28 protein-coding genes are annotated in these 25,933 nt (G+C 33.3%); 14 read left to right on the top strand and 14 right to left on the bottom strand.

Annotated elements, in window-relative coordinates:
- Window positions 1–19: 19 nt before the first annotated feature.
- From BOW55_RS01665 to hemA, 11 genes are all read right to left on the bottom strand, one after another.
- Window positions 20–907 carry a fructose bisphosphate aldolase gene (locus BOW55_RS01665; protein ID WP_129022731.1) on the bottom strand — a complete coding sequence of 296 codons (888 nt, stop codon included), beginning with the start codon at window positions 905–907 and terminating at the stop codon, window positions 20–22.
- An 81-nt stretch (window positions 908–988) separates the two neighbouring features.
- Complete coding sequence (locus BOW55_RS01660; protein WP_241686442.1) at window positions 989–1,921, bottom strand: DUF4421 family protein; 933 nt, start codon at window positions 1,919–1,921, stop codon at window positions 989–991.
- Window positions 1,922–2,019: 98 nt separating this feature from the next.
- Entirely contained in the window at window positions 2,020–2,478 is a 459-nt protein-coding gene (tnpA, locus tag BOW55_RS01655) for an IS200/IS605 family transposase (RefSeq protein WP_129022692.1), read from the bottom strand.
- A 311-nt stretch (window positions 2,479–2,789) separates the two neighbouring features.
- Window positions 2,790–3,692: an oxygen-dependent coproporphyrinogen oxidase gene (hemF, locus tag BOW55_RS01650; protein ID WP_129022691.1), complete on the bottom strand. Its 903-nt coding sequence runs from the start codon at window positions 3,690–3,692 to the stop codon at window positions 2,790–2,792.
- Window positions 3,693–3,696: 4 nt separating this feature from the next.
- Window positions 3,697–3,975, bottom strand: a complete 279-nt coding sequence (locus BOW55_RS01645) for a hypothetical protein (RefSeq protein WP_129022690.1) — start codon at window positions 3,973–3,975, stop codon at window positions 3,697–3,699.
- 147 nt (window positions 3,976–4,122) lie between these two features.
- Window positions 4,123–4,674, bottom strand: a complete 552-nt coding sequence (locus BOW55_RS01640) for a GNAT family N-acetyltransferase (protein WP_129022689.1) — start codon at window positions 4,672–4,674, stop codon at window positions 4,123–4,125.
- A gap of 2 nt (window positions 4,675–4,676) precedes the next feature.
- On the bottom strand, window positions 4,677–5,054 hold the full coding sequence (locus BOW55_RS01635) for a hypothetical protein (RefSeq protein ID WP_129022688.1): 378 nt from the start codon (window positions 5,052–5,054) through the stop codon (window positions 4,677–4,679).
- A 78-nt stretch (window positions 5,055–5,132) separates the two neighbouring features.
- Entirely contained in the window at window positions 5,133–6,158 is a 1,026-nt protein-coding gene (gene hemE, locus BOW55_RS01630; protein ID WP_129022687.1) for a uroporphyrinogen decarboxylase, read from the bottom strand.
- A gap of 89 nt (window positions 6,159–6,247) precedes the next feature.
- Entirely contained in the window at window positions 6,248–6,913 is a 666-nt protein-coding gene (locus BOW55_RS01625) for a uroporphyrinogen-III synthase (protein ID WP_129022686.1), read from the bottom strand.
- Window positions 6,913–7,836 (bottom strand): hydroxymethylbilane synthase, encoded by a 924-nt coding sequence (gene hemC / locus BOW55_RS01620; protein WP_129022685.1) that lies wholly within the window; start codon window positions 7,834–7,836, stop codon window positions 6,913–6,915. Before hemC ends, BOW55_RS01625 begins: the two co-directional genes overlap by 1 nt.
- A 104-nt stretch (window positions 7,837–7,940) precedes the next feature.
- A complete protein-coding gene (hemA, locus tag BOW55_RS01615) occupies window positions 7,941–9,191 on the bottom strand; it encodes a glutamyl-tRNA reductase (RefSeq protein WP_089053461.1) in 1,251 nt (416 codons plus the stop codon).
- Window positions 9,192–9,418: 227 nt separating this feature from the next.
- Between hemA and BOW55_RS01610 the strand changes: the two genes are divergently transcribed.
- From BOW55_RS01610 to BOW55_RS01580, 7 genes are all read left to right on the top strand, one after another.
- Window positions 9,419–10,291, top strand: coding sequence for an AraC family transcriptional regulator (locus tag BOW55_RS01610; RefSeq protein ID WP_089053460.1), 873 nt, complete (start codon window positions 9,419–9,421; stop codon window positions 10,289–10,291).
- A gap of 211 nt (window positions 10,292–10,502) precedes the next feature.
- Entirely contained in the window at window positions 10,503–11,516 is a 1,014-nt protein-coding gene (gene hemH / locus BOW55_RS01605; protein WP_089053458.1) for a ferrochelatase, read from the top strand.
- A gap of 31 nt (window positions 11,517–11,547) precedes the next feature.
- A complete protein-coding gene (locus BOW55_RS01600; RefSeq protein WP_129022684.1) occupies window positions 11,548–12,096 on the top strand; it encodes a CopD family protein in 549 nt (182 codons plus the stop codon).
- Window positions 12,097–12,286: 190 nt separating this feature from the next.
- On the top strand, window positions 12,287–13,702 hold the full coding sequence (locus BOW55_RS01595) for a PAS domain-containing sensor histidine kinase (protein ID WP_089053456.1): 1,416 nt from the start codon (window positions 12,287–12,289) through the stop codon (window positions 13,700–13,702).
- A gap of 10 nt (window positions 13,703–13,712) precedes the next feature.
- Window positions 13,713–14,495 carry an enoyl-CoA hydratase/isomerase family protein gene (locus BOW55_RS01590; RefSeq protein WP_129022683.1) on the top strand — a complete coding sequence of 261 codons (783 nt, stop codon included), beginning with the start codon at window positions 13,713–13,715 and terminating at the stop codon, window positions 14,493–14,495.
- A gap of 130 nt (window positions 14,496–14,625) precedes the next feature.
- A complete protein-coding gene (locus tag BOW55_RS01585) occupies window positions 14,626–15,024 on the top strand; it encodes a hypothetical protein (RefSeq protein WP_129022682.1) in 399 nt (132 codons plus the stop codon).
- An 84-nt stretch (window positions 15,025–15,108) separates the two neighbouring features.
- On the top strand, window positions 15,109–15,570 hold the full coding sequence (locus BOW55_RS01580; protein ID WP_129022681.1) for a hypothetical protein: 462 nt from the start codon (window positions 15,109–15,111) through the stop codon (window positions 15,568–15,570).
- A 12-nt stretch (window positions 15,571–15,582) separates the two neighbouring features.
- Here the strand turns inward: BOW55_RS01580 and BOW55_RS01575 are convergent, their stop codons facing one another.
- The 3 genes from BOW55_RS01575 to BOW55_RS01565 all read right to left on the bottom strand — a co-directional run bounded on the left by BOW55_RS01575 (window position 15,583) and on the right by BOW55_RS01565 (window position 18,664).
- Window positions 15,583–16,236, bottom strand: coding sequence for a metal-dependent transcriptional regulator (locus BOW55_RS01575; RefSeq protein WP_089053453.1), 654 nt, complete (start codon window positions 16,234–16,236; stop codon window positions 15,583–15,585).
- A gap of 92 nt (window positions 16,237–16,328) precedes the next feature.
- Window positions 16,329–18,197 carry an Nramp family divalent metal transporter gene (locus BOW55_RS01570; RefSeq protein ID WP_129022680.1) on the bottom strand — a complete coding sequence of 623 codons (1,869 nt, stop codon included), beginning with the start codon at window positions 18,195–18,197 and terminating at the stop codon, window positions 16,329–16,331.
- Between the two features lie 74 nt (window positions 18,198–18,271).
- Entirely contained in the window at window positions 18,272–18,664 is a 393-nt protein-coding gene (locus tag BOW55_RS01565; protein ID WP_129022679.1) for a Fur family transcriptional regulator, read from the bottom strand.
- A 94-nt stretch (window positions 18,665–18,758) separates the two neighbouring features.
- Here BOW55_RS01565 and BOW55_RS01560 point away from each other — a divergent pair, with 94 nt between their 5' ends.
- The 7 genes from BOW55_RS01560 to BOW55_RS01530 all read left to right on the top strand — a co-directional run bounded on the left by BOW55_RS01560 (window position 18,759) and on the right by BOW55_RS01530 (window position 25,875).
- Window positions 18,759–19,112: a MerC domain-containing protein gene (locus BOW55_RS01560; RefSeq protein WP_129022678.1), complete on the top strand. Its 354-nt coding sequence runs from the start codon at window positions 18,759–18,761 to the stop codon at window positions 19,110–19,112.
- A gap of 12 nt (window positions 19,113–19,124) precedes the next feature.
- The gene (locus BOW55_RS01555) at window positions 19,125–20,030 is read left to right on the top strand and encodes an NAD(P)/FAD-dependent oxidoreductase (protein ID WP_129022677.1); all 906 of its coding nucleotides are present in this window, start codon (window positions 19,125–19,127) and stop codon (window positions 20,028–20,030) included.
- A gap of 324 nt (window positions 20,031–20,354) precedes the next feature.
- The gene (locus BOW55_RS01550) at window positions 20,355–22,616 is read left to right on the top strand and encodes a TonB-dependent receptor (protein ID WP_129022676.1); all 2,262 of its coding nucleotides are present in this window, start codon (window positions 20,355–20,357) and stop codon (window positions 22,614–22,616) included.
- A gap of 175 nt (window positions 22,617–22,791) precedes the next feature.
- On the top strand, window positions 22,792–23,256 hold the full coding sequence (locus BOW55_RS01545) for a thioredoxin family protein (protein WP_129022675.1): 465 nt from the start codon (window positions 22,792–22,794) through the stop codon (window positions 23,254–23,256).
- Window positions 23,257–23,274: 18 nt separating this feature from the next.
- Entirely contained in the window at window positions 23,275–24,459 is a 1,185-nt protein-coding gene (locus tag BOW55_RS01540) for a lycopene cyclase family protein (RefSeq protein ID WP_129022730.1), read from the top strand.
- Between the two features lie 3 nt (window positions 24,460–24,462).
- Window positions 24,463–25,260: a tetratricopeptide repeat protein gene (locus BOW55_RS01535; RefSeq protein WP_129022674.1), complete on the top strand. Its 798-nt coding sequence runs from the start codon at window positions 24,463–24,465 to the stop codon at window positions 25,258–25,260.
- Window positions 25,261–25,464: 204 nt separating this feature from the next.
- A complete protein-coding gene (locus BOW55_RS01530; protein ID WP_089053444.1) occupies window positions 25,465–25,875 on the top strand; it encodes a BrxA/BrxB family bacilliredoxin in 411 nt (136 codons plus the stop codon).
- Window positions 25,876–25,933: the final 58 nt, after the last annotated feature.

The raw sequence follows: 25,933 nt of genomic DNA, 5'->3' as shown, positions 1-25,933 counted from the left end.
AGTTGTAAAGAACAATTTATTAAGTGATAGAAGCGTCATAAATAGCTTTTATCGTATGTTTCAGCGTATTATTAAAATCATTATCAGATTGGTCAGCACTAAGTCCTTCAGATAATGCTCTTGAGAAACTCGCAATCAATCCGTGGTTTTGTGAAAGCCTGTCATTGGCATCTTCTCTAGAATATCCACCGGAAAGAGCCACAACTCTAACAACATTCGGGTTCGACATTAATTCGCTGTAAAAATCATTAACCGTTGGAATCGATAATTTCAGCATCACTTTTACATCTTTGTCTAATGTGCGTAGTTGTTTTATGATTTCTTCTTTTAGAATTTCTTCTGATTTTGTTTTATCAGCACTATAAATATCAACTTCAGGCTCAATAATAGGAATTAGTCCTTTTTTAAAGATTTGAAGACCTACAGCAAATTGCTGTTCCACAACTTCGCAAATACCTGCTGCATTTGCCTCTTTAATAACAGAACGCATTTTAGTTCCAAAAACGTTTCGTTCAACAGCACGCGTCAATAATTCATCCAAATTAGAAATAGGTTTCATCAACTGTACGCCATTTGCTAGATCAGCAAGACCTTTGTCAACTTTTAAAAACGGTACAATCTGTTTTTTCTCCCATAAATAGTCAGCAGTCCACAGACCGTCAATTTTACGATCCATTGTGTTTTCAAACAAAATAGCACCTAAAATATATTCGCTGTCAAACGCAGGGCTTTTTATAATTCTCGTTCTCATTTCGTGTACTAAAGTGTACATTTCTTCATCATTTGAGAAACTGCTTTCCTGTATTCCATATTGTGCCAATGCTTTTGGAGTACTTCCGCCGCTTTGATCTAAAGCAGCAATAAAACCTTTCCCAGAATGCATGCGATTTAATTGTTCATTGTTCATATTTGCCATAATACTGAATTTTAGGTGGAATAAATTCCCGTTAATTTAAGCATTTTTTAGAACTTATTGAAAGAGTGTTTTTTACAGCCCAATTTTTTTATTGACTTTATCGTAAACTTCCTTTACTTTTTTTGGAGGATCAAATCGATAACCTACCGAAAATTTTAATGTTGAAACATTATCATTCAGCCTAGGATCAACTTTTTCATCTTGAACAAAGCTTACCGAATTTAAACTCGCAAAAGCAAAGAAACGGTCTTTATTATAGGCCAGTTTTAAATTGAAATCGGCTTGATATAAAGCAGATGTATCTCCGTCAACATCATTAATTCCAAATCCTAAGGCAATTCCAGCTCCAATTAAAACACGATCGCTGATTACGAAATTGTAAAAGTAAGAAGGCGCTAAAGTAAATACATAAATATCGCCGGGAGACGAATCTGGAGTGTTTAAATCTATATTGGTGTAATAAAATGAAAAAGTCGGAATAAAACTTCCAGAACTTTTTGTCTGCCATTCATTTTGGCTTACCAGTGTTTTAAAAGAGAATTTATCATTAAAAACATAAGCTGTCGATCCGCCAATTTTAGTGGTTCTCATTCTTGGCAATTGAGCAGTTATATTATCATCACTGATATAAAATCCCTTTTGATTGATGAAAGTGAATGACTGCATCCATTTTTTATAATAAAAACGGGTATTGAAATTGAAATGCTTGGAATGAGAATCGCCTTTGTTACCGCCAAGAAATTTAGGCGCAAAACCAATCGTAACATCGATGATTTTATAATTCAAATTAAAACCAATTTGTTCTTTCCGATTCGGAATAAGATTAACAAATGTTTGCGAATCTTGACTGCCTGAAGCAATCTGAAAACTATTGGAAGTGTCTAAATAATAAGTACTGACGGTAATTTTATCATTGTATGATTTAAAGTAAGGGTTTTGTAAAGTATCGTTTTGAGCAAAACACCCAAAAATGCTGATAAAAAATGTGGCGTAAATCAGTTTCAAGATAATGTGGTATTTAAGAAATGCTTCGGAGAAGCAAAATATTTATAGCTATTATAATAATCGAATAACATTTGAAGCTCCAGCGGAGCGATATAATATTAAATATCATCAAAAATAAATTCATTTTTAAAATCAATATTGAATAATTTTAGAAATGCGATATATTCTTCTTTAAATGTTTTGGTTTTATGATGTTCTTCTTGATTTTCAATATATTTTATAACAGATGTTAACTGCGAATGTCCATATGAAAAGGCTCCAAAACCTGTTTGCCATTCAAATTTACCATTTATCCACTTTTGTTCATTTATGAATTTAGATGAACTTGATTTAACATCTCGCACTAAATCTGATATTGAAATATTTGGTTTTATTCCGACTAAGATATGAATATGATCTGGCATTCCGTTTATTGCAATCAGTTTTTGTTTTTGATGGATAATAATTCCAGTGATGTATTTATAAATTTCGTTTTTCTTGTTTTTGGAAATTAAGTTTTGTCTTCCCTTTACAGCAAAAACGATTTGAACATATAGCTGAGAATAGGTGTTTGCCATGTGATTAATTAAAATTAATTATTTAGTAAAGCTAGTTAATAATTTTAATTTTGTAGGACAATTATTATTTTTTATGGTGTGTAAAATATGTCGCCCCTCTGGGGCTTTATGCTAGGGGATGTAAATTGTTCTATAAATATTTCGCTTCTCCGAAGCTTCTTTTTAGGAATAGTCTAAAATTTTACAGGAACTATTCGTATATAAAAAAATGCTCCAGAGGAGCATTATATTTATAGCAAAATTACACGATACTTGTCAAAAGCTCCAGCGGAGCGACATAGAATAATCGGATTATAAATTCTCAATAAAAATCAAATCCACTCACGCGGATTTTCTAACACATTAACCAATTTTTCCTCATCACTTCCCGCTTCTGGATGATGATCGTAAACCCATTGAACATGCGGAGGTAAACTCATCAAAATACTCTCAATTCTTCCATTGGTTTTTAAACCGAATAAAGTTCCTTTGTCATGAACGAGATTAAACTCAACATAGCGGCCGCGGCGAATTTCCTGCCATGTTCTGTTTTCTGGGTTATATTCTAAATTTTTTCTTCTTTCCACAATCGGAACATATGCTTCAAGGAAACTATTACCAACTTCGGTTACAAAATTGTACCAGTTTTCCATCGACATTTGCTCATTTGCTTTGCAATAATCAAAGAATAAACCGCCAATTCCGCGGGCTTCATTTCTGTGCGCATTCCAAAAATACGAATCACATTGCTTTTTATATTTTGGATAAAATTCTGGATTATGCTTATCGCAAGCCGTTTTGCAAGTTTGGTGAAAGTGTTTTGCATCTTCCTCAAATAAATAATAAGGCGTTAAATCCTGTCCGCCGCCAAACCATTGTTCGATCACTTTTCCAGATTCATCGTACATTTCAAAGTAGCGCCAATTCGCATGAACCGTAGGAACCATTGGGTTTTTTGGATGCAAAACCAAACTCAATCCGCAAGCAAAGAAATCAGCTTCGCCAACACCGAACATTTTTTGCATTGTTTCAGGAAGTTTTCCGTGAACGGCTGAAATGTTTACCCCGCCTTTTTCAAAAACATTTCCGTTTTCAATAACACGTGTTCTTCCGCCGCCGCCTTCAGGACGTTTCCACAAATCTTCTTTGAATTTTGTTGTTCCGTCAACAGTCTCTAATCCAGCGCAGATTTGGTCTTGTAATTGTTGTATGTATGCGTAAAATTTATCTTTCATGTTTTTATTTTTCTGGGAAAGTATCATGATATTTGAATGCAAGATTCATATCAATTACTATTGTTGTATCTTTTTTTAAAATCTTTACAAACCTTGAATTTGCTTTTTTGAATAATGAATCTCCTATTTCAGCTTTTTCCCAAATAATAGAATAACCATATACATGACTTGAGTCATTTAGTGTAAATGTGTGAGACATATGGTTATGTTTATCTAAAAACTTCTTTACAATTAATCCAGAAATTTTTTTTTGAAATATCTGTCTATATGCATCTTTACTCATTTTGGCTTCGTTTGAAAAATACGAGCATGTGCTAATAAATATTGCAAAAAAACACGCCACAAGAAAACCTTGATATATTGGACTCAATTTTTTTAAGTTAAAATCAAGAATGGATGTTAAGATTTTTTCAAAAGAACTCATCTGACTTTATCTTTCATGTTGCTTATATTCTGATTTGAGTAATCCAAAATAAACGACATCTTCAAATGTTCCGTCGCCGCCTTTAAATTCGTCTCTTAATATTCCTTCTTTTTTAAAATGGTGTTTTAATGCAATTTGCTGACTTGCTTTATTGATTTTTGAAGTACAGATAAAAACCTTATTCATTTTTAAAGTATTGAAACAAAAATCTAATGTTTCTGAAACCAGTTTTGAGGTAATTCCTTTTCCTTGATAATCTTCATCAACAAAATAACCCAATTCACATTTAGAAATACGATTATCAATGCTTTTGATACATAAATAACCAATTAAGGCATTGGTTTTTATATCTCTGGGATAAAAATAGTATCCTTCTTTATGGTTCTCTTTATCTTGATTATAAGCAATGAAATTTTTAGTTTTTTCTAAATCTAAGCAATGAGATAAAGTTACTGGAAAAGTTTTTTCGATGTGTTTTGCATTCTTTTCAATAAGCGTGTAAAAATCTTCGGGAAGAATGCTTTCAATTCGCTCTGTTTTCCAGTCTGTAAAACTCATCTCTATTTGTTTTTGGCCGAAGCAATTTTAGCGTTAATCCCAAAAGAAAAAACTTTGCTTTCTTGTTGGATATATTGGTAAATGGCAAGAGCTTTTTCTAGAAAATCAAATTGTTTCTCTGCAGAAAGTCCCATCAAAATATCGGCAAATTGTTCTTGCTGATTCCAGTCTAAATGACATTGTTGCAATAGAGTAATTAATTCCTCTTCTGGAATTTCAATTGTTCTCTGCAGGCTTAAGCCAAAACTTTTTAATTGTTCATCAATAAGACTTGTGTCTTCAGCATTCCAAAATTTTGGAACAAAAATTAAGGCATGCAAAGTTCGCAGAGTATTTTCTATTCTAATAGATTCTTCGTCTCTAAGTCCTTTGTTCAGCATGTTTCTTTAAGTTGATGGTTGATAGTTTTTGGTTGATCGTTACATTTTCAACAACCATCAACCAAAAACTATCAACGATTATTGCCCGTATTCCTTAACCGCGTCAATAAACGCTTTTGCGTGATCTACAGGGATATGTGGTAAAATTCCGTGACCTAAATTTACAATATATTTATCTTTTCCGAACTCGTCGATCATTTCGTGAACCATTTTCTTGATAGTCGGAATTGGAGAAAGTAATCTTGACGGATCAAAATTTCCTTGTAATGTAATGTTTCCACCTGACAAATAACGAGCATTTCTAGCCGAACAAGTCCAGTCAACTCCTAATGCAGAAGCTTTACTTTTTCCCATTTCGCCAAGAGCAAACCAACAACCTTTTCCAAAAACAATAACGGGAGTAATATCAGCTAAAGCATCAACAATCTGGTTGATGTATTTCCATGAAAACTCTTGATAATCAACAGGAGAAAGCATTCCTCCCCAAGAATCAAAAATCTGAACCGCATTTACACCCGATTTTACTTTTTCTTTTAAGTATAAAATAGTCGTATCTGTGATTTTTTGTAATAAAGTATGTGCTGCAGCTGGATTTGAAAAGCAGAATCCTTTTGCAATATCAAAACTTTTAGAACCTTTTCCTTCAACAGCATAACAGAAAATTGTCCAAGGAGAACCTGCGAAACCAATTAATGGTACTTCGTCGTTCAACATTTCTTTGGTCAATTTCACAGCATCAAAAACGTAACCTAAAGTTTCATTTACATCTGGAACATAAACTTTGTGAACATCGGCCAAAGAACGAATTGGATTTGGAATAATCGGCCCTAAATTGTCTTTCAATTCTACATGAATTCCCATTGCGCGAGGTACTACCAAAATATCCGAAAATAAAATAGCAGCATCCGGAGCAATTCTGCGAATTGGCTGAACTGTAATTTCAGCAGCTAATTCTGGAGTTTCACAACGCGTAAAAAAATCATATTTATCACGAAGTTCTCTAAATTCTGGCAAATATCTTCCTGCCTGACGCATCATCCATACTGGCGGACGTTGCACTGTTTCTCCTTTTAATGCTCTTAAAAATAGGTCGTTTTTTAACATTTTTTTCTTGCTTTAGGCTTTAAGCTTTAGGCTTTAAGCGATATTTATTTTTATTTTTTAGCTTACGGCTTACAGCCTAAAGCCTATTGCTACTTGTATTCGTTAATTACATCTTCAATTACATCTTCAACTGTGGGCTGATCTGCAATAATGATGTTTTTGGTAATTTTATGTAAAGCTTCTGCAGTAGTTTCTCCAATGCAAAAACAGATTTCTTTCTTGATCGTATTTTCTTTTAAATAACTTTCAACTCCAGACGGACTGTAAAATAAAATTGCATCAACGGCAGTTTTTATTTTTTGAGGCTGTAATGAAGTTTCGTAAACCTGAATTTCGTTCAGTTTTATTTCAGCTTCTTTTAAAGCCGTTGGTAAAGTATCTCGTCTAAGATTTCCACTGAAGAAAGTATAACTTTCATTGCGGTAAATTAGAGTGATAATTTCTGCTAAATCAGCGGCATAACCTGTATAGGCTACAACATTGAACCCGTTTTCAGATAAAAGGATCTTTGTTTTTAAGCCAACGCAATACACGTTTTTACTTTTAAGATCTTCTGATTTTGGATTCGATAAAACACTTCGAACTGCATTTTGACTGGTAAAAATCAAACTTTCGTTGAGGTTTTTAAGTTCAAAAGGTTTGTTTTGGGTTTTGATAAAATCAGCTTCGATTACTTCTATGCCAGCTTTTGTCAACTCTTGTTTTTGAACAGGAGATAATATTTTTGTGGATAATATCTGAATTGATTTTGCCATTATTTTTTCAGGGATTCTTTAATCTTCTGCATTAATTCTACTCCGCCATTGTTTAAAATCTCCTGAGCGGAATGAAAACCTAATTTTTTCCATTCTGAAATATCAACCGTTTTGTTGATTTCTAATTTCTGTTTTCCGTCAATAGAAAGCAACACACCTTGAAAATGAAGTGTATCCTCGTCTTCGTTATAGTTTACCAAAGCTCCAATTGGTGCCGTACATCCGCCTTCAAGTGTTCTCAAAAATTGACGTTCGATATACGTGCAAATTTCAGTTTCGATATGATTTAGCTGCGATAGCGCATCTAAAGTATAATTATCGTTTTCCATTGCCACAACAAGCATTGCTCCTTGTGCCGGCGCAGGAATCATCCAGTCTAAATTGATGAAATTTTCAGGTTTTAAGTTAATTCGTTCTAAACCTGCAGCAGCAAAAACAGCTCCATCCCAATCATTGTCCTGTAGTTTTTGCATACGCGTATTTACATTTCCGCGTAAATCAACTACAGTATGATTTGGATATTTATTGAACCATTGTGCCTGACGACGTAAACTGCCGGTTGCAATTGTACTTGGATTAGCAAAATCAGGATTTCCTTTATGGACTAAAATATCTAAAACATTGGCTCTTTCGAGAACAGCTGCCTGAACAATTCCTTTTGGTAAAGCCGTTGGAACATCTTTCATAGAATGAACCGCAATATCTATATCACCATTAATCATGGCAATATCCAGCGTTTTTGTAAAAATTCCTGTAATCCCTAATTCGTAAAGAGGTTTGTCCAGAATAATATCACCTTGAGATTTTACAGCAACAATTGAGGTTTTATAACCTAAATCATTTAGTTTTTTCTCGACAGTATGTGCCTGCCAAAGAGCCAATTCGCTGTCTCGTGTTCCAATTCTGATTGTTTTTTCAGCCATGTTTTATTTTTTGAACCATATAAGTTATATAAGTAAATTTAAGCAGTTTGGGTAAAACACAGTTTTTAAATGAACTTATATAACTTATATGGTTTAAATTTTATTTAAGATGCTTTTATTTTGAAGACTTTTTCGATCCATTCGATGCTTTCATCGACCATGGTATCGTCGTCTTTTAAATGATTGGCAAAATGAGTAGTGATTTTTTGGATGATTCTATTACTGATGATTTCAGCTTGTTCTTCATTAAAATCAGCAATTTTTTTACTTTGAAAATCTAATTCCGAAGCTTTTATTGCGTTTAATTTCTCTTTTAAGGCGTTAATTGTTGGAGCAAATTTGCGGCCTTTCATCCAAATTACAAATTCTTCTTTGATTTCTTCAATGATCGCTTCCGCAGCCGGAATGTGTAATTTTCTATTTTCTAAAGTTTCATCTGTCAATTGCGACAAATAATCCATGTGAATCAAGGTTACACCGTCTAATTCCTCTACGTTTTCATTCACGTTTTTCGGAATAGACAAATCCAGAATCAATAACGGTTTTTTAAGATTTAAAATTGCTTTATCAACCGTTGGGTTTTGAGCGCCTGTTGCAACAACCACAACATCTGCTTTTTGAAGTTCTAAATGAAGTTCAGAATAATCTTTAACAATCAAATTAAGTTTTCCAGCTAATTTTTCAGCTTTGTCTTTAGTTCGGTTAATTAAAGTAATGTGTTCGTTTTTAGTATGTTTTACTAAATTCTCGCAAGTATTTCTACCAATTTTTCCAGTTCCAAAAAGCAAAATATTTTTATTGCTGATGTCTTCTACATTTTTAAGAATGTATTGTACCGAAGCAAAAGAAACCGAAGTTGCACCAGAACTTATTTCTGTTTCGTTTTTGATTCTTTTACTGGCCTGAATAACTGCATTAACCAATCTTTCTAAAAAAGCATTGGCTAATCCCATTGATTTTGAATGGGCAAAACTGGTTTTAATTTGAGATATAATTTCAAAATCGCCTAGAATCTGACTATCTAAACCGGTTCCTACGCGAAACATATGATTAATTGCTTCTTGGTTTTTGTAAACAAAACCAACTTTTTGAAAAGCATCAACAGAACCGTTGCTGTTGTCGCAAATAAGTTTGATTAATTGAAAAGGATGTTCTGCAAAACCATAGATTTCGGTTCTGTTGCAGGTTGAAGTAACAATTAAACTTTCTATTCCATCATTTTTAGCTTGTTCCAGCAAACGAGTTTTTGCAACAGCATCCAAACTAAATTGACCTCTGACCTCAGCATCAGCTTTTTTATAACTCAGACCAACTGAGTAAAAATAAAGGTGTTTCGGTACGTTATTGTTTTCCATAAATTCACTTTCATAAAAGTGCAACAAAATTATTACTATAGTGTTTATAAAAGTAACGCTTAAAGTACTTTTTGTATCGCTATGTGTTTTTTTGATTGTAAACGACTGTTTTTATGCAAAAAGAAGTACTTTTGTAGCAAAATCAAGTCGTTTGAAATGATTTGTTTAGAGTCGTTCTAAATAACATTCTGGATTTGCTTTGATTTTCTTTTCTAAAAAACATCGCTATGAGTTCTCAAGAAATTATAAAAATTGAAGACGACTTTACGCTGATCCGTTTTCAAAACGATAGTTCAGAACCCTTTTTTGGGCAGCATGAAGTAGGTAGTGGGCTGATACAGTTTCACTTCGGAATAAAAGGCAACGCCAAATTTTTGTTCAATCAAGGTAATTATGCTTTAGAATTGAAAGAAGAAAAATCGCTGCTTTTGTACAATCCGCAAAAAGAATTACCGCTGAATTTAGAATTAGCTCCAAACTCTTGGGTGATTTCTGTAATTGTCTCTATTAAAAAATTTCACGCATTATTTTCTGCCGAAGCTGATTACATTACTTTTTTAAGTCCTGATAATAAGGATAAAAAGTATTATAACGAAGGAAATATCAGTCCGTCAATGGCAATTGTTTTAAGTCAGTTGTTTCATTATAATCTTCATCCATCTATAAAAAACCTTTATTATAAAGGAAAAGGATACGAATTATTGAGTTTATATTTCAATCGAACAGAAGACCCAAACGCAGAACAATGTCCGTTTTTGATAGATGAAGATAACGTGCTTAAAATTCGCAGAGCCAAAGAAATTATCATTGCTAATATGGCTGAACCGCCGGGATTACAAGAATTAGCAGATGAAATTGGTTTGAATTTGAAGAAGCTCAAAATGGGTTTCAAACAAATTTACGGTGACACCGTTTATGGCTTTCTATTTGATTATAAAATGGATTTCGCTCGAAAGCTTCTTGACAGCGGATCTTATAACGTAAACGAAGTTGGGCTTAAAATTGGATACAGCACTGGAAGTCATTTTATAGCGGCGTTCAAGAAAAAATTTGCGACAACTCCAAAAAAGTATTTAATGTCAATTAATGCGAATGTTTAGATTTTTTGCCGCTAATTTCACAAATTAAAAATCTGCAAGATCTGCGAAATCTGCGTGAAAAATTGCTGCAATATTGATTTTGGGTATTCCACAATAATTAAAAAGTAATAAATATCATATTTCTAAAAAGCAGCAAGTTCTACTTTTGACGAAATTTTAAAAACAAATAAAAAGCTTAAAGCCTAATGCTTAAAGCCTAAAGTAAAAAATAATGAAAGGCGTATTATTAGTAAATCTAGGGTCTCCAGACAGTCCAACAACAAAAGATGTAAAACCTTATTTAGATGAATTTTTAATGGATAAATACGTGATTGACGTTCCGTATTTGTTGAGAGCATTATTAGTTCGCGGTATTATTTTAAGAAAAAGACCAGAAGAATCAGCACATGCTTATGCAAAAATTTGGTGGGAAGAAGGTTCTCCTTTAGTCGTTCTTTCTGAAAGAATGCAGAAAAAAGTACAGCCTTTGGTAAATGTTCCGGTTTCTTTAGCAATGCGTTACGGAAGCATGACAATCGAAAAAGGTCTTCAGGAATTGAGTGATAAAGGTGTTACAGAAGTTTTACTTTTTCCGCTTTATCCTCAATATGCAATGGCTTCAACTTTGACAATTTTGGTTAAAGCGGAAGAAATTCGCAAGAAGAAATTTCCACATATAACATTTACTGATGTTCCGGCATTTTACAACAAACCAGATTATATCAAGAATTTGGCTGATTCGATTCAGAAGCATTTAGTTGGGTTTGATTATGATCATCTATTGTTCTCATACCACGGAATCCCAGAGCGTCACATTCGCAAAACAGATGTAACCAAATCACATTGTAAAATTGATGGTTCTTGTTGTAATACGCCATCTCCTGCACACGATTTTTGTTACCGTCACCAATGTTATGAAACGACAAGACAAGTTATTAAGCTATTAGGACTTCCTGAGGATAAATATAGTTTGACATTTCAATCGCGTTTAGCTGGAGACAAATGGTTAGAACCTTACACGGATGTTGAAATTGATAACATGCCGGCAAAAGGAATCAAGAAATTGGCAGTTGTAACACCAGCTTTCGTTTCGGATTGTTTAGAAACTTTGGAAGAAATCGCAATGCGCGCCAAAGAAGATTTTGAAGCAAACGGAGGAGAAGAGTTTTTGGCAATTCCTTGCTTGAATGATGATGACGAATGGTGTGAGACTGTTGGGAATTGGATAAACGATTGGGCTAAATAGAGAATAGAAGCAAGAGTAAAGAAAAGACTTTATGGAATATTACAATTATCTAAAATCATTGCATCTTATATTTGTAATCACTTGGTTTGCTGGTTTGTTTTATATTGTGCGTTTGTTTGTTTACCAAATTGAAGCCAATGAAAAACCATCTCCAGAAAAAGAAATTCTGCAGGCACAATACAAAATAATGGCTTACCGTTTGTGGTACATTATTACGTGGCCCTCGGCAGTTTTGGCGAGTATTTTTGCTTTTTGGATGCTGTTTTTTACAGATGCCGGAAGCGTTTGGATCAAAATGCCGTGGATGCACGTAAAATTATGCTTCGTTTTTCTGTTATATTTATATCATGGAAAATGCCATCAGATTTTTAAACAGCTGCAAAATGACGAAGTAAAATATTCCAATAATTTTATGCGTTTATGGAATGAAGGCGCAACAATTATACTATTTGCGGTTGTTTTTTTAGTAGTTTTAAAAAGTGCCATCAACTGGATTTTTGGAGTAATAGGAATTATTTTATTCTCAGTTTTAATTATGCTTGGATTTAGGTTTTATAAAAGAATTAGAGAAAGGAAATAGTTGGCAGTGGTCAGTTTTTTAGTGATCAGTTTACAATCATTGTCTTTTAAATTTTTATATATTATAACTTTAAAACGAATTTACACGTTTGCAAAATAACTGAACACTAACAATCTGAACACTGAATACTAAAATCATGCTCAACTTCAAAATGTCAATGCTTTCACTTCGTACCAGGATTTTCCTGTCGATGATTGTATTGATTGTTGTAGCATCTTTTTTATTGGCTTCGATTTCGATTATCCAATTCAAAACCGAAGCAAAAGAATACCATCAAGAGCGGCTCGAACGTAAAGAAAATGCCGTAAAAGAGCATATTAATTATGTGCTTTCTACAACCACTTATCCTTTGAAAACCCAAAATCTAGATTTAATTTTCAAAGATAAAATTCATGAACTTGCTCAGATTCATAAAATTGAAATCAATATTTACAGCCTCGACGGAAAGCTGCTAAAATCTTCAAAAGAATCCTTTGCAGTCGATAAAATATCACCGCCAATTCCTGAATATATTCTGAAATTAGTTCGTTCATCAATCGAAAAACGTTTTGTGGATATTAAAACCATCGACGGCGTTAAAAATAGATCGTCGTACAGTTTAATTAAAGACGAAAAATTCAAACCTCTAGGGATTTTAAATCTTCCCTATTTAGAAGACGACGGTTATTATGATAATGAGCTGAATACGTTTTTAATCCGTTTAAGTCAAGTATATTCTTTTATGTTGCTTGTTGCTTTTGCGTTGGCGTATTTTCTTTCGACTTATATTACAAAATCATTAAAAACAATTTCTGATAAATTAGAAGAAACCAATTTAGATCAGAAAAACGAGAAAATCGTAATAGAAGCCACCAGTAAGGAGGTAAACTTCTTGATCAAGGCATACAATGGAATGGTGGATAAACTTGAAACCAGTGCCATAAAATTGGCTCAAAGCGAGCGTGAAGAAGCTTGGCGCGAAATGGCGAAACAAGTGGCGCATGAAATAAAAAATCCGCTTACCCCAATGCGTTTAACTGTTCAGAGTTTTCAACGAAAATTCGATCCAAACGATCCTGATGTAAAGCAGAAGATGAACGATTATTCCGAAACTTTAATTCAGCAAATCGATACCATGACAGCCGTTGCTTCGGCATTCTCGAATTTCGCCTCGATGCCGGCACAGCAAAATGAGACATTAAATGTAGTTGAGGTTGTAGAATTGGCATTGGATATTTTTAATGAAGATTATATTTCTTTTGAAAGTGATGAGGAAGAGATCATTTCAAAGATGGATCGTACGCAATTAATACGTGTAATTACCAATTTGGTTAAAAATGCAACACAAGCAATTCCAGAAAGTCAGATTCATAAATCGATTGTTGTCAAGGTGAAAAGACGAAACAATAATGTTGAAATCGCCGTAAAGGACAACGGAATTGGAATTCAAAAACAAGATATAAGCCGAATATTTGAGCCAAAATTCACCACTAAAACCAGCGGAATGGGTCTTGGATTAGGAATTATAAAAAACATTATCGAAAATTACAAAGGAACAATTACCTTTGAATCAACATACGGGAAGGGAACCACTTTTAGAGTTTCTTTACCAATAACAAACTCATAAATTCAAGGTCATGAACTACGAAAATCTTTTAATTTCGATTGAGGAAAAAATCGCGACTGTTACGATTAACAGACCTGCAAAACTGAATGCTTTAAACAAAGCAACAATTAGTGATCTTAGTAAAGCGATTAAATTATTGGGAAAAAACGACGATGTTCGTGTTATTATTTTAACAGGAAGCGGAGAAAAAGCGTTTGTGGCTGGAGCCGATATTTCAGAATTTGCAAACTACACTATTATAGAAGGTGCACAATTAGCAGCTGAAGGTCAGGAATCACTATTTGATTTTATCGAAAACCTTAAAAAACCGGTTATTGCAGCTGTAAATGGTTTTGCATTAGGAGGCGGATTAGAATTAGCAATGGCATGTCATTTTAGAGTAGCATCAGATAATGCTAAAATGGGATTGCCAGAGGTTACTTTAGGATTAATTCCAGGTTATGGCGGAACACAGCGTTTGCCTCAATTAGTTGGAAAAGGACGCGCAATGGAAATGATTATGACCGCAGCAATGATTTCTGCTGAAGAAGCAAAACAATACGGTTTGGTAAATCATGTTGTGTCTCAAGAAGAACTTTTATCGTTTACAAACGGTATCGCGCAAAAAATAATTAAAAATGCTCCATTTGCAATAAGTAAAGCGATTAAAGCAATCAATGCAAACTTTACCGATGGAAAGAATGGGTTTGATACTGAAATAAAATCGTTTGGAAAATGTTTTGGAACCCAAGATTTTAAAGAAGGTACAACAGCGTTTTTAGAAAAGCGTAAAGCCGAATTTACAGGAAAATAATTTTTCTTAACCGCAAAGCTCATAATCCAGATAGTTATCAAAATTGCGAACTTTGCGGTTAAATAATAACAGACAAAGGTTTTAAAAACTTAGAACCTTAGTCTCTTACAACCTTAGAACCTTAAAAAAAATGTACGAACCAATATTTGCTCTTTTTTGCGAACGTGTTAGAGAAAGTATTCAAAATGGAACTTTTGCGAAACTTACTTTGGCCAAAACAATGGGAGATACAGAGATTAAAAACATCTACTTTCGTTTGGTTTTAAATGAAGATAATACTTTTTCGATTTCATTAACCACACGTTATAAAACAGAAGAAGTTGAAAGTATTCATACTTTAGACGAAGCCTTATTAGTGTTAGGCACCTATATTAAAAATCCGTTTTTAACCGCTTTATTATTTACAACAGACAATGACGTTACTTTTAAAGTAAACAAAAAGAATGCTGGAAGTATTATCGAACAACAGCCGACATTTAAAAATGCTTCACCAGTAATGCTGGAGATGATTGAGAAGGGAATTATTTAATATAGTTAAAGTTAGTGTCTTTTTCTAATTCGTAAGAAAAATACTTTATTTTAGCAGTGATTTTCAGATTAAAGATAATTGCAGATGAATGTATATAGAGTATCAGGTCGATTGAAAGCTTTTATTTTCTTTTTTTCAATAGTATTAATATTGATTTTTGGCAGCTTATTGCTAGTTCCTTTTGTTACATTACCGCCAGATTCCCGTATTTTGGAATTGTACAGTTTCTGTTGTTCTTCCATTTATTTAAATGCTCTAGTGGTGTTGTTAGCAATTGTGATTATTGCCTTAGCCCTAATTTTATTAATTAATGTCTTTGTCAGAAGAGTCATTTTTACAAATGATTCTATTATTTCAAGAAACATATTTAGTACCCGAAAACTTGCATACGGTGAGATAAAAGGCTATAAAATTAATAATTCAATGCTTTACATAGTCACAAATTCAAACGAGAAAAAACAGATTGCGATAAATCTTGTTAGTTTAGAAAGAACAAATAATTTGATACGCAGTTTAGAAGTGCGATTTACAAATTTAGATTTCTAATTGATAGATAATCTACACTAATTTCACAAATAAATTAGAAGCAATTTTGTTCGAAATAGACAATTCTTTGTTGTCAACCTTTATTTTAACCGATAAATCAAAAGATTCTTTAGAAAGAAATTCTATTTTAGAACCTAGAGCAATTCCTTGCTTGTCCAGATACTTCAAGAATTCTGATGAAGTGTCTTTTACCCCAACACAAACGCCTGTTTGATTTTCGGATAATTCAGAAAGCAGTTGTTTCTCGATCTTAATAATTCGGCCATTTGCATCTGGAATTGGATCTCCGTGTGGATCTTCAGTCGGATTTCCAAGAAAATCATCCAAACGATTTATTAGCTGCTCAGATTTTATGTGTTCTAATTGTTCTGCAATATCATGAACCTCATCCCAGCTGAAATTTAGTTTTTCAACAAGAAAAACCTCCCATAAGCGATGCTTTCTAACAATCATTTTTGCCGCCAGTTTTCCATTTTCAGTTAACGAAACACCTTGATATTTTTTATAGTTAACCAAATCTTTCTCGGCTAACTTTTTAAGCATATCGGTAACAGATGAAGCTTTAGTTTCCATCATTTCGGCAATAGCATTCGTGCTCACCTCAGTTTCAAGAGAAGCTGTAAGGTGGTATATAGATTTAAGGTAGTTTTCTTCTGAAAAAGTCATTTTTTTTCTTTTTGAGGGACAAAGTGACAAAGGAGCAAAGGAGCAAAGAAAAAACCTTTGTCACTTTGTTACTTTGGGGCTTTGAACCTATTTCATTTAACAATCAACAAAGGTATCGAAATTTTATGTCTGAGTTTGTCTACTGTAGTGCCAAAAAGAATATCTTTTAATCCGGTGTGGCCGTGAGTTCCCATAACTAAAACATCAAAATTTCCTTGATTAACAATATTTGGAATCACAGTGTTAGGTTTTCCAAAACCAAGTTCAGTTTCGATTTTAAACCCTTTCTGCGAAAGCATATCTTTATATTCCAGCAATAATTTTCCGTCTATAGTAGTTTCATGGTCGGCAATATTTCCTCCGTACATTAATGCTCCTACTGTTTCAACAATATGAATTAAAGTGTACTGAGCGTTAATTCCGCCCAGTTCAAACGCATTGTTAAGCGCCGCTTCATCAGCCTTAGAAAAATCAACAGAAATGGCTATGTTTTTCTTGTTGTAGATCTCTTTTTGAACATATTGTAATTTAAGATGGTGTGGAGAGTGATTCTCGATGTTTGATTTTGCTCTGGCAATAAATGGTTTTACAATGATATAAAGTAACAAAGCTAGAAAACCAAAAGCAAGCGGAACAACCGTAAACCATATTATTGCGGGATGCTCTGAAGTAGCAAGCCAAGTAGTTATTTCGTCATAAACCAATTTAGCATTTAATGAAACAATGATCGCAGCAATGATCCAAGAAACGGCTTGAGTAGTTTTAGAGATATGAAAACCATTCATTTTAGATTTATCACTCACAAAATGAATTAAAGGAATAATAGCAAAGCCAAGCTGAAGACTTAAAATTACCTGACTTAAGATTAACAATTTTCCAGTAACACTTTCGCCATAAATTGATATAACAATTAACGCGGGAACAATTGCAATTAAACGAGTTAGAATACGACGAACCCAAGGCTGAATACGCAAATGCAAATAACCTTCCATTACAATTTGTCCGGCAAGAGTTCCCGTTACAGTAGAACTTTGTCCTGCAGCAATAAGGGCAACAGCAAATAAAATTGGAGCCCATTTTGTTCCTAATAGTGGTTCTAGAAATTGATGTGCGTCTTGTATTTCAGCAACCTCAAACATTCCGTTTTTATGAAAAGTTGCAGCTGCAAGAATTAAAATTGCGGCGTTTACGAAGAAAGCTAAGTTTAAGGCAATCGTAGAATCGATTAAATTGTATTTTAAAGCTTGTTTTATGCCTGCTGGACTTCGGTCAAATTTTCTAGTTTGTACTAAAGAAGAATGCAGATATAAATTGTGCGGCATTACAGTCGCTCCAATAATTCCGATCGCGATGTATAAAGCTGCCGAATTTGGAATTGATGGAATAAGGCCCGCAAGGATTTTAGGAACTTCAGGTTGTGCAAAAATCATTTCAAAAATGAAAGAAAGACCAATAATTGCGACCAAAACAATTATAAAGGCCTCCATTTTTCGAATTCCTTTATTTATTAAGAATAAGAGAAGAAAAGTATCTAATACCGTTATTAAAACACCTTCGAAAAGTGGAATTCCAAACAATAAATTAATTCCAATCGCCATTCCAAGAACTTCTGCAAGATCACAGGCGGCAATGGCAATTTCTGCCAGAAAATATAAAATGTAATTAATGAATTTTGAATAGGTTTCTCTTGAAGCCTGCGCAAGATCGCGCTGCGTTACAATTCCTAAGCGCGCACTTAAGCTTTGCAGCAACAAAGCCATTAAGTTACTCATTAATAAAACCCAGACTAAAGTGTAACCAAATTGACTTCCGCCGGCGATATCCGTTGCCCAGTTTCCGGGATCCATGTATCCAACACTTACTAGATATGCGGGGCCTAGAAAGGCTAATATTTTTCTAAAACCTGTTTTTTTATGTTCTGTAGCAACCGATTGGTTTACCTCTTCTAAAGATTTGGTCATTTTAAAAGTATTGTTTTAACAAATATAGGGATAAATTATATTCGCAGAACAATATTTTTAGGCGAGTCTAAATATTAGATGTTAGAATTTAAACAATTTGGACATAATCCTGATAATGTAAAATTTATCTCGTTTACTTTATAATTATGCGGCATAATATAACTTGGCTTTACATTTTCGAGGCAGGTAATTTCATGACAGTTTTCACAGCTAAAATGGGCATGGTTATGTATATGGACACGCTGATGCGAATGATTGCATTTTGCATATTTTACTGTGCCGTCTAGATTTGAAATTTTATGAATAATATCATCGTTAACCAGACGGTCTAAAATTCGATAAGTAGTGACACGATCGCATATCTCGTTCAATTGTTTTTGAATTTCGGTATGAGACAGAGCTGTTTTAGATTTCTCAAAAATCTCTAAAACGGCTGTCTTTGCTGTAGTATTGCGTGTGGTTTTCATTCTATTTATAAATTAAAAAATTAACGCAACAATGTTGCGTTTGGTTTTAATGTGTATATTTGCAACAAAATTGCATTAAGCAAAAATACAAGAAATGAAGAAAACAACAACATCCTTTTACGATATTTTAGGAATTTCGAGTGCAACTATTTGCCTGGTTCATTGTTTAATTTTTCCACTCTTAACCATTTTGCCTTTAGGCTTAAGTCACAATCCAATTATCGATTTATTATTTGCTTCAATAGGTTTATTTGCCATCTTCAAAATTATTAAAAAATCTGCTCTTTTAGTCTCAACAATTCTAGTTGTTTCAATGATGTTGATCTGGATAAGCATTTTAAGCGAGCTGGTGTTAGACATACATTCAGATTTAATTTATTTGGGAGGCATCGGAATGATTATCGGGCATTTGATCAATTACAAATTACACAAAAAACAAAATCATTAAAAAAGCATTGTTATGAAACAGAAAAATTTTGATGTAATTATCGTTGGCGGCAGTTATAGCGGTTTGTCAGCGGCAATGAGTTTGGGGCGCGCTCTGCGTCAGGTTTTGGTTATCGATAGTGGTTTGCCTTGTAACAGGCAGACACCTTATTCTCATAATTTTATTACGCAGGACGGTGAAAAACCGGCTGTTATTTCGGCGAAAGCCAAATTGCAGGTTGATCTTTATAAAACGATTCATTTTTATAATGGACTTGCGGTAGGAGCGGTTAAGAGAGAAAACGGATTTGAAATTTCAACAGAATCTGGTGAAGTTTTCGGCGTTAGAAAAGTCTTGTTTGCAACTGGCGTTAAAGATTTACTTCCTGAAATTAAAGGTTTTGCAGATTGCTGGGGAATTTCAGTTTTGCATTGTCCGTATTGTCATGGTTATGAAGTTAAGAACGAAAAAACGGCAATTATTGCTAATGGTGAAATGGCTTTTGAATATGCAAAGCTGATTTCAAATTGGACAAAAGATCTTAGATTATGTACGAACGGAAAATCAACTTTGACTTTAGATCAAATTGATGCTTTAAAAAAACATGGAGTTATCCTATTTGTGGATGAAATTGAAGCTTTTGAGCATACAAATGGATATGTGGAATATATTGTCTTCAAAAATGGTAAAAAAACGGCTGTAAAGGCTGTGTATGCGAAACCGCCTTTAGAACAACATTGTTCATTGCCCGTAACATTAGGTTGTGATTTAAACGAGCAAGGTTTGCTAAAAGTAGATGCAATGCAAAAAACAAATATTGCCGGTATTTATGCAAGTGGAGATTGCACGACTCAAATGCGATCTGTCTCAATAGCAGTTTCTACAGGATCGTTTGCCGGAGCTGTGATTAATAAAGAACTTATTGATGAGGATTTTTGATGTTAAATTAGATAGGTTTTTAAAAGCTGTCGGCTTTGTAAAATGGAACGTTTAGATTTTTTCATAGCCACTAGTTTCAGCTAGGGGAATACGATTTGTATTCAAAAGGGCTTTAGCCAAATTTTAATTATGTTTAAAGTCTTTGTTTGTATCATTCATGAAAGATCCAGATAAAGCTTGACTTTATTGAGTTTATTTTGTTTTAGATCTTTAAAAAAAATAAAAATCTAACACATTGAATTCAATCCGTTTAAAATTATTTTAAACAGAAACAATATTTGTCAAATTTAATTTTTAGTTTTGTCTAAATTTAATTTTACCACGATGAAAAATTCAATTTGGATATTGATATTATTTAATTTACACTTTTCTTTTGCACAAGAAACTACAAAAGTATCGGGTTTTATATCTGGAGAAGGAAGGAAAATACAAGCCGCAAATGTTCATTTATTAGGTTCAAAGCAAAAAACGGTTACGGACAGTTTAGGGTTTTATGCTTTTGAGAATGTTGCTTTTGGGAATTACACCATTCAGGTTTCTCAAATGGGATTTCAGACCCTGAAAAAGAAAATAGAAGTAACTAAAGATTCTATTCAATCTTATGATTTTGAATTGACCGATAATGAGAATCAGCTTAATGAAGTAGTAGTTTCTGGGACTTTAAAAGCCGTAAAGCGATTAGAAAGTGCTGTTCCAGTTGAGGTTTATTCGCCCGTTTTCTTCAAGAAAAACCCAACACCAAGTATTTACGATGCACTTCAAAATGTAAATGGCGTTCGTCCTCAGCTCAATTGCGGCGTTTGCAACACGGGTGATATTCATATAAACGGTTTGGAAGGGCCTTATACTTTAGTTTTGATTGATGGAATGCCAATTGTAAGCAGTCTTTCGACAGTTTATGGTTTGTCAGGAATACCAAATTCGCTGGTCGAGAGAATTGAAATTGTAAAAGGTCCCGCTTCTTCTCTTTACGGAAGTGAGGCGGTTGGCGGATTAATTAATATTATCACTAAAAATCCAACAAATGCACCAATGTTCTCTGCAGATTATTTTACAACAACTTATTTTGAGAATAATCTTGATTTGGGAATGAAATTTAATGTTGGAAAAAAAGCAACTTCACTTTTAGGAATTAATTACTTCAATTATGATCAGGTTATCGATAAAGACAAGGATAATTTTACAGATGTCACGCTTTCTGATCGTATTTCAGTTTTTAATAAATGGAGTTTTCGTCGAAATAATAATCGTTTGTTTACCATTGCAGCACGCGGAATGTATGAAGATCGGTGGGGTGGAGATGTAAGATGGGAGAAAAAATATCGAGGCGGCGACGAAATTTATGGCGAAAGTATTTATACAAAAAGAGGAGAGTTGATAGGAAGTTATCAATTACCGTTTGAAGAGAAATTAATGCTTTCTTTCTCTGGAAACGTGCATTATCAGGACAGTCGTTACGGAACAACTTCGTATATAGCAAATCAAAAAATTGGTTTTCTGCAATTGACTTGGGATAAAAAAATAGGCAGAAATGATTTCCTTGCCGGAATTGCCACTCGATATTCTTATTATGATGATAACACTACGGCAACAAAAGAAGCTGAAAGTACTTGGCTTCCTGGAATTTTTGTTCAGGATGAAATTACAATTTCTCCCAAAAGCCAAATTTTGTTAGGAGCGCGCTATGATTATAACTCCATTCATGGTTCGATTTTTACGCCAAGATTTGCTTATCGCCTAAAAGCAAATGAAAATACTATTTTTAGATTGAATGCTGGAACAGGATTTAGAGTTGTGAATTTATTTACCGAAGATCACGCAGCACTTACAGGTTCTCGAGATGTTGTAATTCAGAATGATTTGAAACCAGAAAAATCTGTAAATGTTAATTTGAATTATATTCAGAAGATTAATTTCGGAAATGGAACATTTATGGGTATTGAAACGACTGCTTTTTATACACGATTCAGCAATAAAATAATTTCAGATTACGAGACTGATCCTAACAAAATTATTTATGATAATATTGATGGATATGCTTTAAGTCAAGGAATCAGCACTAATGTTGATGTGAATTTTACCAATGGATTGAAATTTATTCTCGGCGCGACTTTTTTGGATAATAAAAATGTTGAAGATGGAATTGCTTCACGCCCTTTTTTAACAGAAAACTTTACGGGAACTTGGAGTATTTCGTATAAGATTGAACCTTGGAATTTGTTATTAGATTATACCGGAAATGTGTACAGCCCAATGAAGCTGCCTTTGCTGAACGAATATGATCCAAGAAATCCAAACTCGCCTTGGTACAGTATTCAAAATATTCAGTTTACGTATACAGGATGGAAAAATTTTGAGCTTTACGGCGGAGTAAAAAATCTGCTTAATTTTACTCCAATGCGGAATAATCCATTTTTGATTTCGAGAGCAAACGATCCTTTCGATAAAAATGTACAATATGATTCGGCTGGAAAAGTATTGGTTACGCCTGATAATCCATACGGTTTAACTTTTGATACAACTTATGTTTACGGGCAAAACCAAACTATTCGTGGTTTTGTAGGATTACGATATACTTTGAGATAAATTTATAGGCCACTCCAGATAGCTATCGGGATCGAAGGTTAAAAAGATTCCAAAATGTTGCCACGAATTGCACGAATTTCCACGAATTTTAAAATTTTACTATGCACTAATTTGTGCAAATTCGTGCAATTCGTGGCGAAAAAATCTTTTTTAATTTGTGAAAAAAAACAAAACAATGAAAAAGCTATTTCTCTTAATTTGCTTGTTAGGAATAACTTCAACAGGATTCTGCCAGTTAAAGAGTAGAACTTTTGAAGAAGTAGATAGTTTGCAGCAAATTCAAAAAAGAAAAATCATCGTTTTCATTCATACTGATTGGTGTCAGTTTTGCCAAAGAATGAAAGCGACAACTTTTAAGAATAAAGAAATCATTGAAATATTAAATTCAAATTTCTATTTCATTGATTTTAATGCCGAAGAAAAACGCAATATTGCTTTTAACAATAAGATATTTAAATACAAACCTTCAGGAAATAATGTTGGCGTTCATGAACTGGCTTTGCAGCTTGGAACAATTAACAACCAAATTGTATATCCGGTTTTATGCGTTTTGAATGAGAATTATGAAATCATTCTTCAGTACAACAACTATTTAAGTCCAAAAGATTTTAAACTTCTTTTAGAAAAATTGGAAGAATAAAATTTCTTATTTTTGAGAATGAATTCTTCGCAAATCAAACACTTCGATTACATTTTTACGGGAACTGGGCTGGCTGCTTTAATGACAGTTTACAAAATGATTTTAGCTGAAAAATTTTCAGATAAATCTATTTTGCTGTTAGATCAAGATTCAAAGAAAAGAAACGACAGAACTTGGTGTTTTTGGGAAAAGGAAGATTCAATTTGGAATCCTGTTATTTCAAAAAAATGGGATTTGGCTTTGTTTGCGAATCAAGATTTTAAACGTGATTTAGATCTTAGCCCTTATACATATAATAAAATCAATGGATTAGATTTTTATAATTTCGTTTTTGAAATTATTTCAAATCAGCCAAATGTTACTTTTTCGAACGAGAAAGTTACGGATATAAACGAACTCGAAACTCATGTTTTTGTGGGTACGGAAGAAAATCGATATACCTGTAATCGTTTATTCAATAGTATTTACACAAAGGCTTTTGCCGAAAGTCAAAACAAATACCCAGTTTTACAACAGCATTTTGTGGGTTGGTTTGTGAAAACTGAAACTGAAATTTTTAATTCCGAAAAAGTCACTTTTATGGATTTTTCGGTTGAACAAAAAGGGAATACTCGATTTATGTATGTTTTGCCGACTTCTACAACTGAAGCTTTGGTTGAATATACTTTGTTTTCAGAAAAAAGGCTTTCTACAGAAGAATACGAAAGTGAAATTCAAGTTTATTTGGAAAAACTCGGAATTCAGAAATATGAAATTAAAGAAAAAGAGCAGGGAAGTATCCCGATGACTTGTTATCCTTTTTGGAAGAAAAACACAAAAAGGGTTTTAAACATTGGAACTGCAGGCGGATGGACAAAAGCAAGTACAGGCTATACCTTTAAAAATTCGGATAAAAAATCTTCGGAATTAGTTGATTTTCTTCAAGATGAGAATTTCAAAATGAAAGATTTTCACAAGAGAAGCCGATTTTGGTTTTATGATTTACTGTTGTTGGATATTTTGTATCGTCATAATGAATTAGGAAGTTCTATTTTTTCTTCTTTATTTAGAAAAGGAAATCCTCAATTGATTTTTAAGTTCTTAGACGAAGAAACGAGTTTTTGGGAAGATGTTAAAGTTATTTTAAAGTGTCCAAAAATCCCATTTATTAAAGCGTTATTTAGGGTGATTTTTCTCTCAAATAAAATTAACCAAAACCAATAACCTTTGAAAAATATTACTTTAGGAATTTCTTTCTTTTTTACTCTTTTATCATCTGGACAAGTTTCTACAAATAAAGTGCATGATGCTATTGTGGAGGAGTTTTTAACCAATTGCGCCGAAAAACACAATTATGTTTTCGAAATGGCTGAATGGCAGGACTGCCTTGATCAGGGATTAAAAAAAGACAGTACTGTTGCCTATCTCTGGCAGCAAAAAGCAATGCCGTATTTTAAGTGTAAAAAATATGAAGTTGGAATGCAATATTTAAATAAAGCTGTTTTTTATAATAAAGATCGCTGGCTGTCTTATCGTGCTTTTATGAAATGCATTTTTTCGCGTGAATATAAAGAAGCTATTATTGATTTTGATGAAGCAATAAAATTATACGGAAACAGCTATGTTATGGATCATTCGTTTAATTTTTATAAAGGGCTTTGCTATCTTCAGTTGAACGAATACGAAAAGGCAGAAAAGCTTTTTGATGATTATGTAAATGATATTTATAAAAACAGACAACAACTAGAACATGCTACGGCTTATTTTTATCAGGGAATTGCAAAGTATGAACTTAAAAAATGGGATGAAGCAATTGCTATTTTTGACAAAGCTCTAAAAATCTATCCTGAATTCTCAGATGCTAAATATTACAAAGCAATTTGCTGGCTGAAACAAGGTAAGCCAAGAGAAGAAGTTGTGGCTTTGGTAGGAATTGCTAGAGAGGATGCGGCGAAAGGATTTTCGATTAATGAAGACAATACTATTTATGAAACTTATCCGTACCAAAAGAAATTCACTAAATAAGATTATGCCATTGTAATCAAGTTAATTATGCGTTTTATTTTAAAAAGAGGTTATTTTTCAATTTGGTTTTGACTTTTGATTTAAGACTTTACAATTTTTGACTAAATCGATCGAACTATAACAAAACTTTATACTTCAAATTAAGTAGTTGCGAGTAAACTTTGTAACTTTGCAATTCAAAAGTAAAATTTAAAAATAAAAAATATGTATCCAGAAGAAATGGTAAAACCAATGCAAGCTGAATTAACTGCTGCAGGTTTTCAAGATTTACATAGTGCTGAGGCTGTAGATAATGCTATCAAAGCTGAAGGTACCACTTTAGTTGTTGTAAACTCTGTTTGTGGTTGTGCTGCAAGAAATGCACGTCCAGGAGCAAAAATGAGTTTAGAAGGTGCTAAAAAACCAGATCATCTTATTACAGTTTTTGCTGGTGTAGACAAAGAAGCTGTTGATGCTGCAAGACAACATATGTTCCCATTTCCTCCATCATCGCCATCTATGGCTTTGTTCAAAAACGGAGAATTGGTTCACATGTTAGAGCGTCACCACATTGAAGGTCGTCCAGCTGAAATGATCGCTGAGAATTTGCAAGATGCATTTAATGAGTTTTGTTAATTCGTTAGGTTCAAAGTAGCAAAGGCACAGAGGGACAAAGATTAAAAAAAAGCACTAT

The organism is Flavobacterium sp. YO12 (assembly GCF_004119495.1).
Taxonomy (GTDB): domain Bacteria; phylum Bacteroidota; class Bacteroidia; order Flavobacteriales; family Flavobacteriaceae; genus Flavobacterium.
Note: the sequence above shows the minus strand (reverse complement) of the source record. Positions and strands in the feature narration are given on the sequence as shown.